A 14,252-nucleotide genomic window follows, 5' to 3' on the forward strand; every position below is an offset into this window, starting at 1 on the left:
ATGATCGACATACTTCCTGCGGTCCTGTTGTGGCTGGTCACCGCGTGGCGCACCCCGGCCGCATGGCGTAAGCCGAGCAAACGAGTCCTGTGGAGCGCCTTCCTCGCCTTGGCTGTTGCCATGACACTCAGGCTCCCCTCCATCGCCGCCCCTGTGGACGCCGCCCTCGGGGTCAACAACTTGAGCTCTCTCGGTAAGCACCTCGGCTGCATCGTCGCGGCGCACTCGGTACTGACCTTCGTCCACAACATGGCCGAGGAGAAGGCAGCCGGAATCAAGTCCTCCCGCGTCCACCTCCTCGCCCCCGCCACCGCAGCAGCCATCATCACAGTGCTGTTCTTCGCCACCCCTCAGCCGCACGAAGCGATCGACCTGCTGACCGAATACGCCACCGACTGGCGCATCGCCACCTACGGAGGGGTGTGGACGGCGTACCTCGGGGCGGCACTCTTCAGCGCCTCCCGGCTGTGCTGGCGCTGGGGCCGGCAACCCGGCACCGGCCTCCTCGGCCGTGGCCTGCGTCTCACGGGCATCGGCACGATCATCGGCATCGTCTACGCCGTGTACCGCGTGGCCGCCGTGGGCCTGCCTGCTCTTGGGCAGAGCCCTCTGCCGACCAGCACGAGTGAAGCGATCGGCAGTCTTCTCCTCTTCAGCGCGCTGCTCTTCATTGTGATCGGCAGCACTGTGCCCGCCGCCGGACGACTGCTTCGATGGAACCGCGAATACCGCGACCTGCTGCAGCTGTACGCGCTCTGGCTCAGCCTCACGGAGGCCGTACCCTCCGTCCGCCTCGACCCGCCACGGGGCAGAACTTCCGAGCTTCTCTACCTCCGCCACGTTCACGACCGCCTGTACCGCCGCACCATAGAGATCCGAGACGCCGTCCTGACCCTCAGCGACCACGCCCCAGGCAGCCTGCGCGACCAGGCCCGCGCCCACGTCGCAGCCTCCGGCCTCATAGGCGCCCAAGCCGACATCGCAGCGGAAGCCTGCTGGATCATTGGCGCCCAGAACTCCCGGCAGCGCAACGAGCCCTCGTCCGGCGAGGTCCTCCCGCCTGCCAGCGGCGGCCGAGATTTGCCCAGTGAGATCCACGCTCTCAAGCAACTCGCCAGGGCCTACGAATCCGACCTCACCGGCACCTTCGCCACCAAGCTCGACCATGCCCGAACGCTGGAGACGACACAGTGACCGAGTCCCGCACGGCCCGCCTCATCACCGACGCGCTTGCGCCGGCCAACCTCGTTATCGCGATACTGCTGATCATCGGCTGGCACAGCACGAGTAGCGTCACGGGGCTCGGCTGGGGCGTGCTGGCCGCCCTGTTCTGCGGCGGCATCCCATTCGCCGTCATCATGCTCGGTGTGAAGCGCGGCCACTGGACCGACAAGCACGTGCGAGTCCGCGAGCAGCGCGCCGTGCCTCTCCTCGCCACGATGGCGTCGGTACTGATCGGCATCTCGCTGTTGGTCGCCCTCCGGGCACCCCGCGAGGTGTTCGCCCTGGTCGTCGCCATGCTCGTCGGCCTCATCATCACTATGGCCGTGACCATTTGGTGGAAGGTATCGGTCCACACCGCCGTTGCCGGCGGAGTAGTCGTAATCCTGCTCCTCGCGTACGGCGCGCAAGTGGCACCACTGGTAGTTGGGGTCGCGGCCGTGGGCTGGTCCCGCGTCATGCTCCGTGACCACACTCCTGCCCAGACGGTGGTCGGTGCCCTGCTCGGAGGGCTGGCTGCCGCTGTTGTATTCAGCGCGGTGCGCTGACGAATACTGGTGGGACGCCACGTGAGTCCATAGGCGCGCACCGCACTCAGTCAAAGTTTCTCGGCGTCCCAGTCGAAGACGAGTCGGCTGTGCTGCTTGTCCAGGACGAGCCCTTCGGACATCTCCCGGACGTTGGTCCCGGCAGGGTAGACGGCCAGCTGCGGATAACCGTGGCCGCGTACATGCAGGTTCCAGAAGCGGACGGCAGCGGCGAGTTCCTCGGCGAGGAGCGTGCCGTCCGGGCCGTAGGCGTGGGCGATGAACTCTGATCGCCGTTCCTCGGAGGTGTCCGCGTCGTTGACGAGGACGTGGGTGAGGTAGGCCAGGGAGCCGTCGCCGAGCACGGCGGGCGCGTCAGCCCCGCGGGGCACGGCGGCGATCCCGGTGTCCTTGGCACGTTCGAGGGCGAGGCGGCAGAAGCCGGGCAGCGTGGTGGCCAGGTAGAGCTGGAGGGTCTCGAACGACTCGTTGCCCGCCACGGTCACCCCGGTGGGCAGCTCGTACCGCGTCCCGCGCAGCGCATCGTCGATTCCGGACACGTCGGCCGGTTCCCCGTCCTCGAACCGCAGTTGCAGCTCCCCGCCGCGTAGTTTGGCGACCGGGGTGGTGCGGTAGCCGGTGCCGAGGTCGCGTACGAACCCGCAGAACGTGAACTTGCGGGCGTGCAGCACGTTGCCGTGCTTCTGGAAAGTGATGGCACGGGTGTAGCCGTGGATCTCCAGCGGCAGCACCAGATGCCGGTCCTCGGCCAGCTGCTCCCGCCAGGCGGGGGCGATGTCCCAGCAGTTGTGGGTGATGATGCAGCCGTCGAAGCCGCCGTCGGGCACGTGGCCGGGTGCTCCGAGGCCGCCGTCGCCGAGGAGGGCGGTGACCCGGCCGCTGCCGGCCTCGGCGGTGAACCGTCGGGTGCGCTTGACGACGTACGGGTCGATGTCGACGCTCACCACCTGGCCGGCTGGTCCGACGACGTGGGCGAGCAGCTCGGCGTTGTAGCCGCCGGACCCCACCTCGCACACGGTCATGCCTTCCTCCAGGTGGAGGCTCTCGATCATGTCGGCCTGGAGCCAGGCGGCGGACACCGAACTGGTGGCCTGCCCGTCCTCGTCGCGGCGCGTGATGACGGCGAGGTTGTCGTCGTACGCCGTGGTCAGCGGGCTTTCGGGCGTGAAGCGGTGCCGCTGCACCGTCCGCAGCGCCTCCCGGGCCTCCTTCGAGGGGGCCCAGCCACCGGAGATGACCGCTGCGGTCATCTCCTGCCGCAACCGCACCGCCTCGGCTGGCTCCCCGTCCACGCGCGGGTGGTTGATCGCGTGCGGGTAGGCGCGCACGGGCGGCAGGCCCGGGATGATGCCGGGCCAGACGGCATCCAGCGCGGAAGCGGACGGGGCGAAGATCCGGTCGAGGTGGGCCAGGGTGTGCAGGGGGTGCCACTCCCATCGCGAGAATTTGGCGGCCTCGCGGCAGGTGAGGGTGCCGGAGAAGGCGTTGAGTCGGACCACGGCGGTCAGGCGTGAGACGCCGTGGTTGTCGTCCCAGAGCATCGTCAGCAAGTGTGCGTCGGCCGGGTCGGCGATCAGGCCGGCCTCCTCGGCCAGTTCCCGCACCGCCGTCTGTTCGAACGGTTCCGAGGAGTCGGTGCGTCCGCCCGGCAGCTCCCACATGGTGCTGGTGGAGCGCCCCAGCAGGACCCGGCCGCTGCCGTCGGTGACCACCGCGCAAGCACCGGTCACCGCGTGCGCGGTGGGCCGCTCCTTTTCCGCCACCTCGGCCTGGCCCTGGCGCGGACCGCGAAGGAGCACCATGGCCAGCTCGTCCGCATCGAACCGCTGGACCTGTTCCCACCCGGAGGTCAGCAGGCTGATTTCGTCTTCGTTCAGGGCGATGTTCCGCCTGTCTGCGGGGGTGTTCGCGGCGAGCGGCGTGATGACGACGATCGCGCCGCCCTCGCGTAGCCGGCGGCCGAGTTCGTGCATGACGCGGGTGCGGTCGCTCAGGAATGCGTACATCAGCCGGAGGGTGATCAGGTCGTAGCCGTCCTCGTGCAGCGGCTCAAGGTCGCCTTGTTCGATGTCCAGGCACAGCCACCGCACCCCGGACTCGTGGTCGCCGTGGGCACGGGCCAGGGCGCTCTGCGACCAGTCCACCGCGTCGACCATGTAGCCCATCGACGCCAGGTGGACGGCCAAGTCCCCCACCCCGCAGCCGACGTCCAAGGCGCGGCCGTCCTCGGCAGGGGCGGGCACATGCTCGGCCAGCAGAGCGCGCTCACTATCCCCGAGCTGCCGGAAGCCCTGTCCTCCGGCGTAGTGCTCGTCCCATTCCTTCTGTTCGGTGTAGGCCAACGGAACGTCTCCTTCAGGCGATTGGTGGTGGGAGGGGTCAGGAACGGGCCAGTTGGTGGAGGCGGGCAGGGTGCGGTGGCCGCGCTGGAGGAATTCGGGGTCGTGGTGGGTCATGGCGAACTGGATGCCAGAGAGCGGGTCGAGTCCGGTTTCGCAACTCAGTGGCAGGTACGGGACATTCACCGAGCGAGTGGCGTCATCCCGCGCTGGGTGAAGTCCCAGCAGGCTGACGTGTGGGCCGATGCGCGACGGCTGGTTTGTCACGAACAGCCTCCGTCCGTGGAGAGGCCGGCGAACGCGTCATCGAGGTCGGAAAGGCTGTTCAGCAAACGGCGGATGGCGGTCTGCCGCTCGTTCCAGTGCTGCTTCAGGTCGGCTTCCGCTTCGGGCGGGAGGCTGTATTCGGCGGTGGTGGCGCCGTAGAAGCTGAACAGCATGTACAGCAGTGCGATCCGGGCGCAGGCCCGTACTTCCACCAGAGGGAGGCTGGGGTTCTCCGCGTGGTAGGCGCTCACCATTGCCAGCGCGCAGGCATCCCATTCCGGACTAGTGGCCACGGTGCGCGGATCGAACGCGGCCCGGCCCAGCTCCCAGGCCGGTATGCCGGTTGCCCCCCGGAAGTCGATGACACCGGTGACGGCATCAGCGAGGACGATCAAGTTGGTGCGGCTGAGGTCCGCGTGCAGTGCCTGCTCCACCATCGTGCCGGGCAGGTGCTTCCGTAGCCGGTGGACGTGATCCTTTAGGTCCTCCCGACGCTGATCGAGGTCGGTCCGTAGGCGCTCGAGACTTTCATGCCCCTGCTGCAGGGCCGTGGCCATCACGGTGTCGCATTTGGCGACCGCGTCCTCGACCGTGCCCGTCCGCCAGCGGGACTGCTGCACGCGCTGCGGCAGCGGGTAGGCGGCCAGCACCCGGTGCATGCGTCCCATCACCGTGCCGATGTGTCGGGCGAGGGGCACCGTCATCGCCGAGGAGGTCACGCGGCCGGGCGCCTCGTCGACCACGGCCCAGGCGCTGCCCTGCGCGATCGTGATGAGGTTGCCGTCCTCGTCGTCCCAGACGCGGGGGATGGGAAGGCGCGCGGCTCGGCAGTACTCCGACATGTCCCATGCGGTGCGGGCCGCCTCCAGGTCCGCGTTCGACCGGTACTCCTTGACGAACAGCCGCATTCCGTCGTCGGTCAGGACCCGCCGGTTGATCGTGTCGGTGCCCATGTGCACCGGCTCGACCACGTCCACGACCAGCCCGTACCGTTCCTCCAGCACGTCAGCTGTCACCGCCGCATCCCAGTCCGCCTCGCTCATCCCAGTCACCGGTCCGTGGAGGAGGGGCGGCGCGCGGTGAGGACGGTGAATGTGTTGTCCTCCACGAGGCATCCGCCCTCTGCGAAGGGGACCAGGGCCTCGCTGAGTGCCGTCTCGAAGGCATCCTGGCGGTCGCCGAACAGATGCGAGGCCGCGAACGAAGTCGAGTACAGGTAGCCGATGACGTCGGCGATGCTCCATTCGCGGCGAACGGGGAGGGTCGCGGTGGTGACCTCGCAGAAGGCGGAAGCGCGCAGCACTTCTTCGTACGGCGGCCCGGGCGGGCCGAATACGCCGTCCCCCGCTCGCCGCTGCTCACCGAGGAACTGCTGGACGACGGCGCGCGCGGTTTGCTGCCAGGCACTCTCGGCGGTCCACAGGCTGCGATCGCTGAACACCGCAAGCACGCCGCCGGGGCCCACGTACTCGGCCAGTCGGTCGAGGAAACGAGGGCGGTCGAGCCAGTGAAAGACACGGCTACAGGTCACGAGGTGCGGCTGCCATCCCGTCGGCGGTTCGAAGTCCTCCGCCAGCGCGTGCCGGATCTGCAACCGCTGACCGCCGGAGAGCGCGGGACGGAGCACGGTCTCAGCTTCCGCGCACATCGCCTGGTTGGAGTCGACCGCGATCACCTCGTCGAAGTACGGGGCGAGCGCGCTGGCAACGAGCCCTGGGCCGGTGCCGATGTCCAGCAGACGCCGTGGAGAGCTCGCGGGTGCCTCGTGGGCGAGGAGGACGGCAAGGTCGACTGGGATGCCGGGGCGGAAGCGCCGGTAGTAAGAGGCCGTTCCGGCAAAGGCGTTCACGAACCGCACCCGCCCCACATGCGTGCGCCGGTCTCCTGGCGCAGGTTCTCCAGCATGGTGTGGGCCTCGTCGACGAGCCCGATGTCGTGGTGTGTGATCCCCCAGGACAGCGAGTCGAGCGCGTCGAGCGCCGCGTACGCCCGGCACGCCGTTAGTTCGTCCTCGGTGAGTTGGCGGCCGTAGCCGTGATGGAAGGCGGCAAGCAGGTCTGGGCGCTGCAGCAGGATCCGGTAGCGCAGGCGACTGAAGTCCCGGCGGGCAGCGGGCTGGAGTTCCGCCCGCTCGAAGTCGATGATCCGAAGCCGTTGCTCGGTCTCGTCCCACATCCAGTTCTTGGGCATGTAGTCGCCGTGCGCCGCCACCTGCGGCAGAGGCGGCGGAGCCTCCTTCACGAGCGCTCGCACCATCGCGATCTCGTGGTCCGGCACGTGGGACGCAGCACCATCCAGCAGCTTCGCAGCCGTCGCATCCCATACCTCCTCGGTCACGTCCGCGGTCGGCTCATCCGCTGCCGCGGCGTGATGTCGGGCCAGGAGTTCACCGGCCTGCTCATACGCGTTGCGCTCCTGCTCGGCCGGCAACCGCAGCATGTCCAGGCTGCGACCAGGTACCGCAGTGACCAGGATGGTCCGCGTCTCCGCATCCGAAGCGGTCAGCTCTGGCGCACGATCGGCGCCCAGGAAGACCGTCCACTTCCTGTACGCGTCGACCTCCCGCCGGTGCAGCTTCGGGCCCGCGTGCTGTTTGGCGAACCACCGCGTGCCGTAGAGTCCGTCGATCTCCCAGAGGGACGGTCTTCTGCCGGGCCGGGGGTGTTCGGCAACCACGGTGTACGTGTCGGTTACCGAACCCATCAGCTGGTGGAGTGCACTGGGCATATCGGTCACGTTTGGTGCGCCCTTCCATTGACCAAGCCACATGAGTCACACATGGTGATGGGCTGGGTTCTCTGAGTATTCGATCGCGGGTGGGGAGTGTGCCAGGCGGCTCTGACAGTGCGGGCTGAGCTGGTCAAACGTGGGTCGGGGCGCGGAGGACCATGCCGGAGACCATCTCGACGAGGGACTCGTCGAGTATGTTGTAGGCCCTGCCGAGCGTCACCAGGTGCGGGTCGTTGTGTGCCCGGACGCGCTCCCGGAGTGCTCTCATCCGTTGCAAGGCTTCGTCTCGGCTGATGCGAGCACGGGCCGCGTAGTCCATCGAGGTCGCACCGATCGCGATCATCCGCCAGGTCTCGGTCTCCACGTCCGAGAAGGTCTCCGGGAAGATGGCCTTCTCAGGGCGCGTGAGCTGCTCGGTGACGTAGCAGGCGTGGACGACGGCGGCTCGACCGCTCCCCCCGAGCTTCTGACCGCAGTGCTTCATCTGCGCGTTGATCGTGCCGGCGGTGATCGTCAGGTCGGATGCGATGGCGTCGGTGCTCTTGCCTGCCGCGACCTTCTCGGCGATCCGAACCTGTGCGGGGGTGAGTTCGAGGTGCGAGGCGGACGGGCGCGCCGGTCGGGCACTCACGGGAGTGGGAGATCCTTTCCTTCTCGGTGGTGTGATGGTCAGGCGCGAGCCAGCCACCGCTGCCGCTCAAGATCGGTGACCAGGCGCTGATGGTGGTCGAGTTCCAGGCGGGCGAGATGGGCGTAGTGCTCGACTACCTCGGCACCGAACGAGCTCTGGGCCAAGGCGCTGTCCTGGAACGCGGCCAGGGCATCGGCGAGGGTGGGCGGCACGGGGGTACCGCCCCCGGCATAGGCGTTGCCGGTCTCCTCGGGGCCGAGGGGAAGCTTCTGCGCGATGCCGTGGTCGATGGCCGCCAGCACGGCGGACAGGGCCAGGTACGGGTTGGCGTCCGCTCCTGGGACCCGGATCTCCAGATGGAGGCCCTCCCCGCGGCCGACGACGCGGATGGCGCAGGTGCGGTTGTCGCGGCCCCAGCTGACCGTGGTCGGGGCGAATGAGCCAGGCGTGAACCGCTTGTAGGAGTTGACGTTCGGCGCGTAGAGGGGGCCGAGTTCCGGCAGGCCGGCGAGCAGCCCCGCGATCGCGTGCCGCCCGGTCGGGGACAGCTCGTGGTCGTTGTCGGGTGCGTGGAGTTGGCTGATGGCCTTCGACCACAGCGACACATGCAGATGCAGGCCGTTGGCCCGGCCGGTCTCGGGGGCGGCCATGAACGTGGGTGCTAGTCCGGTGCGCGAGCCCAGGCTGCGGACCGCGTGCTTGAAGAGCAGGTGCTGGTCGCAGGCGGCGAGCGCGCTGCCGTACGGGAAGGTCACCTCGACCTGGCCGGGGCCGGCCTCGGTCTTGATGGCCTCGATGGGCATGTCGGCGCCGGCGAGCGCACGTTGCAGGCGGCGGAAGAACCGGTCGCGGAGCGGATCGTGGTCGAGGGCGTAGTCCAGGTTCTCGGTCGTCACCGGGCGCAGCCCGCGGTATCCGGCCTGTTCCGCTTCGGCGTAGGTGCCCTGGTAGAGGACGAACTCGGTCTCGATCCCCGTCTGGGGGTGCAGGCCGTGCCGGGCCAGCCGGGTCAGTTGCTGGTGCAGGATCTGGCGGGGCGCGATCTCGATAGGTGTCCCGTCGTGGTGCACGGCGTGGCCTAGCACCATGGCGGTACGCGGCACCCACGGCACGACGCGCAGGGTCGCCAGGGCCGGCTGCACCGTCAGGTCCTGATAGCCGGTCTCCCACGAGGTCAGTGCGAAGCCGTCCGCCGGGCTCATCTCGACGTCGGTCGCCAGGGTGTAGGCGCACACCTCTGCACCGTTGTGCGCCACGCGCTTGAGGAAGTGACCCGCGTCGTACCGCTTCCCTTTCAGTCGCCCCTGCAGATCGGGTAGGGCAAGCAGCACCGTGTCGATCGTGCCCGCCTTGACCAGGCTGCGCAGGTCGCTCAGCGAGACCACCTTCGCGGAGCGCCCGCCCGAAGCGGCCGGGGCCGCACCGGCAAGGCGTGCGAGCGTGCCGTTTGCCGTACTGGTCGCTGTCATCACACGACCTCGTCTTCGTACGTGGCCGCCGAGCGGTCGAAGTTCTGGGCTGGCACTTGGTACGAGCTGCCCTGCTTTCGCCACCACCCCCAGGCCAGGAGGAGGACGACGAGCAGAGCGATCGGCGCGTAGTTGAAGGTCTCCACGGACACCAGGCCGTCGGCGGGGCGCGTCTGCGGCAGACAGAACAGCACCGTCACGAATACCACCCAGCCAACTGCGATCGTGCCGACGGTCACGCCCCAGTTGCCGAGGTTCCACGGTCCGGGCTGGAACCGGTGTCGATTCTTGATGCGCAGGTAGATCGGGATCGCGTAGGCCGGGGTGATGCCGACCACATTGATGCTGGTGATCGCCGCATACGCGACCGGGCTGTACAGGCTGGGCAGGGCCAGCACGGCGGCGCACACGACGGACAGCAGCACGGCCATGCGCGGCGTGCCCGTGCGTCGGTCAACCTGCCGCCACAGATGCGAGCCTGGCAGGGCCCCGTCACGTGAGAACGCGAATACCATCCGGCTGGCCGCGGCGGTCTCGGCATTGCCGCAGCAGAGCTGCGCGATGATCACCACCAGGAGCAGTGTCTTTGCCCCCGCCACGCCCAGAGCGTCCAGGAAGATCTGCGCCGGAGGCACCCCCGTCGCGGTGCCCACGGTGCCCGCGTAGTCCTGGATCGCGTAGGTGAGCCCGGCCAGCAGAACGAACCCGGCCAGCCACGACCAGCCGATCGAGTGGATGATCCCGCGCGATGCGGACACCTGGGCATCGGTCGTCTCCTCCGACAGGTGCGCGGAGGCGTCGTAACCGCAGAACGTGTACTGGGCCAGCAGCAGACCGAGCACGGCCGCGTAGAGGGGGCTCCAGCCTGTGTTGTTGACGAACTCGCCGAACACGAAGTCCGAGGACTGGTGGTGCGAGGGGACAAGCGCCAGTGCGCCGACGATCACCGTGACGCCGCCGAGGTGCCACCAGACGCTGATGCTGTTGAGGATGCTGACCAGCCGAACCCCGAACAGGTTCAGGGCGAGGTGCAGGGCGAGGATGCACAGGAAGATCACCATGATCCTGCCCGGCGTTGGCTCGAATCCCCACTGCAGGTTGAACAGAGCGCCCGTGAACAGTGCGGCCCCGTAGTCGATGCCGGCGATCGCGCCGAGCAGGCCCAGCAGGTTCAGCCAGCCCGTGTACCAGCCCCATTTCCGCCCGCCGAGCTGCTCTGCCTGGTAGTACAGGGCCCCGGAGGTCGGATAGGCGGAGGTCACCTCGGCGAGGGCGGCACCGATGAACATCACCATGGCGCCGACGACGATCCAGCCCCACAGCATCACCGCCGGGCCGCCGGTGCTCAGGCCGAAGCCGTACAGGGTCATACAGCCGGACAGGACGCTGATGACGCTGAAGGAGATCGCGAAGTTTCCGAACGGCCCCATGCGCCGGGTCAGCACGGGCTCGTAGCCCAGCTCCCGCAGGTACGCGTCATCGGATTTCCGGGACGTCGCACGGTGGTTCGGACTCAAGTGAGACACGGGTCAGCCTCCAAACTCAGAGAAACAACTGGGCAGGTTCATGCCAAATCGGACTTGACGGGCAGCGGATGCCGGTCATGGGTGCGGCCCGGCGCGCGATCTACGGGTACGGGCGTAAGAGAGGGACTCAGCGCGCGCTCGAAGGAGCAGTGCCTCACCCGGGTCTGGCCCTGCGGCCCCGTCGTGCACCGACGCCCACGGCTCGCGGGCCGCGTACGGGCCCATCGCCTCGAACACGTCGGCGGCTTCCAGATACTGGTGGCCGGCCCACAACGCGTAGGCGAGAAGGCTCAGGTCAGCCACTGAGCGCTGCTCGCCGTGCGTCTTGTGGAACCAGTCGTGGAAGGCGGTCAGCGTGTAGTCGAGCGTCGACTCCTGCGCCCACTGACGCCGCCACAGCGGATCGGCACGCGATCTCCGTCGCTGCTCGATCTGCGCGTACGCGGGCAGAAGCAGCAGAGGCGATCCGACAGGCCTCTGCGAGGCCACGGACCGGCCGAAGTCGAAGACCGCAGCCAGGGAAGCGCCCGACGGGCCCTCCAGGGAGAGCATGAACTGCAGCACCCGGTGGTAGGCCTCCCGGTTGTACGGATCACGCTGGTTGACCTCGTACAACAGCCCCCACGGACCGCTGGGCAGCATCGGCTCGCCGGGGTTAACCCGGTGTTCCTGGCGCAGCTGCCGCGTGTCGATCTGCGCCAGAGCCAGGAGACACACCCACGGCACGGGATCATGCGGAGCGCGACGAGCCGCCAGCAGCGCATCACGCCGAGCCCTGAACTCGAACTCCAGCATCTGTGGATGCTGTTGCCTGTGCGCGCGCAACGCCCGCTCGACGGCCACGCGGGCACCCATCAACTGCGCGTCGTAGCTGCCAGGCTCTTCGTCGCGCCACACGCCCACCACGTCCGACCGGGCGGCTGCCACCGCCAGCAGCTGGGTGCGCGACGTTCGCAGTGCCCAATGCGTGCCCGTGGCCAGCAGCAGTTCCCGTGCCGTTCTCCAGCGGCCCGCCTGTAACTCGACCAGGGCCACGCCCAAGTCGTCGTCGTGGCCAGCTGGGTGATACATGAGACGCATCAGAGTCCCTCGCCATGAGCAGAGCGGTAGCGGAACGCGAGATCGAGGCTGCTCGTCGGATGTGGTCGAACCGTGCGCGGTGGCGTCGTGCTCTCCGGGGTGGACGTCGATGTCATCGAAGGCCTCAGGCAGGTTGGGGGGAATGGGGCCGCGCAGGGGGTGGCGTGCACCGCCACCGGGAGGCGGAAAGCGTCGCGGTCACCGAGCCGGGCAGCCTAGAAACGAATCTGGCCGATCATGTCCGCGATGCTGGTCACGAACCGGTTGATGCTCGGGGCCATGGAGGTGCTCGCCAGGAAGAACCCGAAGAGCACGCAGACGATCGCGGGTCCGGCCTTCACGGACTTCCCGCGAACCAGAACGACCACGAGGATGCCGAGCAACAGGACGAGGGAGACGCTCAGGGCCATCAGGAGGCTGCTTCCTCCGCAGACCCTCGCCGCTCCCGGCGCGCCTGACTCAGCGCACGGCGAAGCGCATCGGGCCGGGTCAGTGATCGCGGTCCGCTCGGGAGGACATGCCAGTGCATCCCCGGGGGTGTCGTGCTGTCGGCAGACGGCACGACGACGTGGCATTTCTGGCCCAGCGCGACAGTCCCCGGCTCCTCCCAGCGGGTCGCGGTGCCCACGGGAACCAGGAAGTACAGCCGCGGCTCCGGCCCGCCGGCGTCCAGGATGACCGGGCCGACCGGCTCCTCCCCCTCGTTGAGGATCTCGATCGCGCGCTGGCCCACGGCCTCCACGACGCGTACTGCATCCCACCATTCACCCGCGGAGCACAGCTCGGGCTCTTCACCGATGGGCATCCAGCGCGGCGGTAGCGCACGAGCTGCTGGATTGGCGTCGGACATGGAAACGGCCTCCTCACCACTACGTGTAAGGAGACCATTCCACTCAGCAAGTTCTGTGCGCGGACAGCTTGTCCGTGGGGTTCACTCGCCAAACCCCTTGACAGAAGCTCAGGTTGTGCTAATGCCTGCCCAACTACCGAACGCTGAAAGCTCGTTGGACGGATGAGCATCCACCCTGAGCAGTGCAGCAGTGGTCTCGCGCACGGACGGGTGGAACCGCGTGTGGTTCGGAGCAACCTTCCGAGCACGCTTGAGATCGCTGAACGCACCAGCCCGGTCGCCCACGGCGAGCTTCGCGGAGGCCACGTCGATGAAGTGGTGGCTCGACCGCTCGCCGACGGTCGTACTGGGCGGCGACCACTCGCCGCCGGAAACCGGTGACCATTCGGTGAGGCGGGCGAGAGCCTGCTCGGTGTCGCCCGTGTCGATCATCGCGTGCACCTCGTGGATGCGGACGTTCGTCGGGCCGAAGGACATCTCGTACGCCAGGGAGTCGCGGTTGCCTCCCACGGCCGCGACCTGCTCCGCCTCCCTCAGGTAGTCGTCGGCACGATCGGCGTTGTTCTCGCGGGCTTCGAGAACGGCCAGCTTCAGCAGCAGGGCGCCGTCGACGGCGAGCGCGTCCTCCGTGAAGGAGCGTTCGGGCTGGAACCGCTCCAGTTCGGTCCGCAGCCCGAGGAGCTTGCGGCGTGCCGGCGAGTACGCGCCCTGGCGCAGCATCGCCCCTGCGACGAGGTAGCCGGCGGTGAACTGCATCAGCGGATCGCCGGAGCGGTCGGCCGCCCAACGGACGCGCTCCAGCGCGGTGTTCGACAGGTCGTGGTGGCCCATCTTGTGGGCCAGGGAGTTCACGGCGCGGTAGGCGCGTGCCAGGTGCCAGAACGCCTTGGCCCGATCGCCGTTGCCGCCGCCGAGGGCCACGTGTGTCAGTTCGGTGATGATCGGCGGCAGCAGGGGGCCCATCGGGGCGTACCGGGCGTCGCGGCGCAGGGCCGCCACCTGGTCGACCTCCGAGGCGAGCACGGGAAGCGCCCGCGGAGCGATCTCCAGGTCGTCGGGGCTGTCGTAGCAGAGCAGGAGACGGCGAAGTTCGGGTATGACCGCGTGGACGCCGTCCTCCGCCTCCGGTTCGCCGTAGTACGGCTGGCCGGTCAGGACCTCGGGGCCGAAGCGCAGCGCTTTGGCGAGAGCCAGCACCAGCGAGGGCGAGGCCTTACGCGCGCCCGACTCCAACTTCTGCACGTAGCTCGGGGAGACCGCGACCTTCTGTGCCAGTTGGGCGGCGGACAGCTTCCGTGTCCTGCGAGCGACGCGGAGACGGTCTCCCAGTGTCAGGTTTTCACTCATCGGTGGAGCTGTCCCTTCGCGATGAAGCACTTCGATCAGAGTACGGATAATGTCCAAGCCTGCGCCCTGAGTCGCCAACTGTTAACAGAGCCGGTGGCCGCGCGCCCACGACGTGGATCTGCTGAACGGACCCGAGGCACCTTGCGGTTCCTCCTTGGATCTCCGGCCACATGGTCAAAGCGGGGCACATCATGACGAAGTGGGCGCAGGGTGAGTGGGGTTGTCGCCTTCCAGTCAAGAGCTA

Annotated in this window: 13 protein-coding genes; 2 read left to right on the forward strand and 11 right to left on the reverse strand. The window is 68.4% G+C overall.

The window, feature by feature from the left end:
• A complete protein-coding gene (locus ACIBAF_RS21675) occupies positions 1-1,194 on the forward strand; it encodes an MAB_1171c family putative transporter (protein ID WP_399464885.1) in 1,194 nt (397 codons plus the stop codon).
• Complete coding sequence (locus ACIBAF_RS21680; RefSeq protein ID WP_399464887.1) at positions 1,191-1,769, forward strand: phosphatase PAP2 family protein; 579 nt, start codon at positions 1,191-1,193, stop codon at positions 1,767-1,769. The genes ACIBAF_RS21675 and ACIBAF_RS21680 overlap by 4 nt, the downstream gene beginning before the upstream one ends.
• Positions 1,770-1,819: 50 nt before the next feature.
• Here the strand turns inward: ACIBAF_RS21680 and fxlM are convergent, their stop codons facing one another.
• The 11 genes from fxlM to ACIBAF_RS21735 form a co-directional block, all read right to left on the reverse strand.
• Complete coding sequence (gene fxlM / locus ACIBAF_RS21685) at positions 1,820-4,225, reverse strand: methyltransferase, FxLD system (protein WP_399464889.1); 2,406 nt, start codon at positions 4,223-4,225, stop codon at positions 1,820-1,822.
• 146 nt (positions 4,226-4,371) lie between these two features.
• Positions 4,372-5,418 (reverse strand): phosphotransferase enzyme family protein, encoded by a 1,047-nt coding sequence (locus tag ACIBAF_RS21690; protein WP_399464891.1) that lies wholly within the window; start codon positions 5,416-5,418, stop codon positions 4,372-4,374.
• Positions 5,419-5,423: 5 nt separating this feature from the next.
• Positions 5,424-6,224 carry a class I SAM-dependent methyltransferase gene (locus ACIBAF_RS21695; RefSeq protein WP_399464893.1) on the reverse strand — a complete coding sequence of 267 codons (801 nt, stop codon included), beginning with the start codon at positions 6,222-6,224 and terminating at the stop codon, positions 5,424-5,426.
• Complete coding sequence (locus ACIBAF_RS21700) at positions 6,221-7,102, reverse strand: phosphotransferase (RefSeq protein ID WP_399464895.1); 882 nt, start codon at positions 7,100-7,102, stop codon at positions 6,221-6,223. The genes ACIBAF_RS21695 and ACIBAF_RS21700 overlap by 4 nt, the downstream gene beginning before the upstream one ends.
• A gap of 133 nt (positions 7,103-7,235) precedes the next feature.
• The gene (locus ACIBAF_RS21705; protein ID WP_399464897.1) at positions 7,236-7,736 is read right to left on the reverse strand and encodes a LuxR C-terminal-related transcriptional regulator; all 501 of its coding nucleotides are present in this window, start codon (positions 7,734-7,736) and stop codon (positions 7,236-7,238) included.
• A gap of 38 nt (positions 7,737-7,774) precedes the next feature.
• Positions 7,775-9,205: a glutamine synthetase family protein gene (locus ACIBAF_RS21710; RefSeq protein ID WP_399464898.1), complete on the reverse strand. Its 1,431-nt coding sequence runs from the start codon at positions 9,203-9,205 to the stop codon at positions 7,775-7,777.
• Complete coding sequence (locus ACIBAF_RS21715) at positions 9,205-10,731, reverse strand: amino acid permease (protein ID WP_399464900.1); 1,527 nt, start codon at positions 10,729-10,731, stop codon at positions 9,205-9,207. The genes ACIBAF_RS21710 and ACIBAF_RS21715 overlap by 1 nt, the downstream gene beginning before the upstream one ends.
• A gap of 75 nt (positions 10,732-10,806) precedes the next feature.
• Positions 10,807-11,802, reverse strand: coding sequence for a hypothetical protein (locus tag ACIBAF_RS21720; protein ID WP_399464902.1), 996 nt, complete (start codon positions 11,800-11,802; stop codon positions 10,807-10,809).
• A 224-nt stretch (positions 11,803-12,026) separates the two neighbouring features.
• Positions 12,027-12,221, reverse strand: coding sequence for a hypothetical protein (locus ACIBAF_RS21725; RefSeq protein ID WP_399464904.1), 195 nt, complete (start codon positions 12,219-12,221; stop codon positions 12,027-12,029).
• Entirely contained in the window at positions 12,221-12,616 is a 396-nt protein-coding gene (locus ACIBAF_RS21730) for a hypothetical protein (RefSeq protein ID WP_399464905.1), read from the reverse strand. Before ACIBAF_RS21730 ends, ACIBAF_RS21725 begins: the two co-directional genes overlap by 1 nt.
• Before the next feature lie 153 nt (positions 12,617-12,769).
• Positions 12,770-14,008: a helix-turn-helix domain-containing protein gene (locus tag ACIBAF_RS21735; RefSeq protein WP_399464907.1), complete on the reverse strand. Its 1,239-nt coding sequence runs from the start codon at positions 14,006-14,008 to the stop codon at positions 12,770-12,772.
• Between the last annotated feature and the right edge of the window lie 244 nt (positions 14,009-14,252).

Origin of the sequence: Streptomyces sp. NPDC051677, assembly GCF_044453465.1 — a bacterium.
GTDB lineage: Bacteria > Actinomycetota > Actinomycetes > Streptomycetales > Streptomycetaceae > Streptomyces.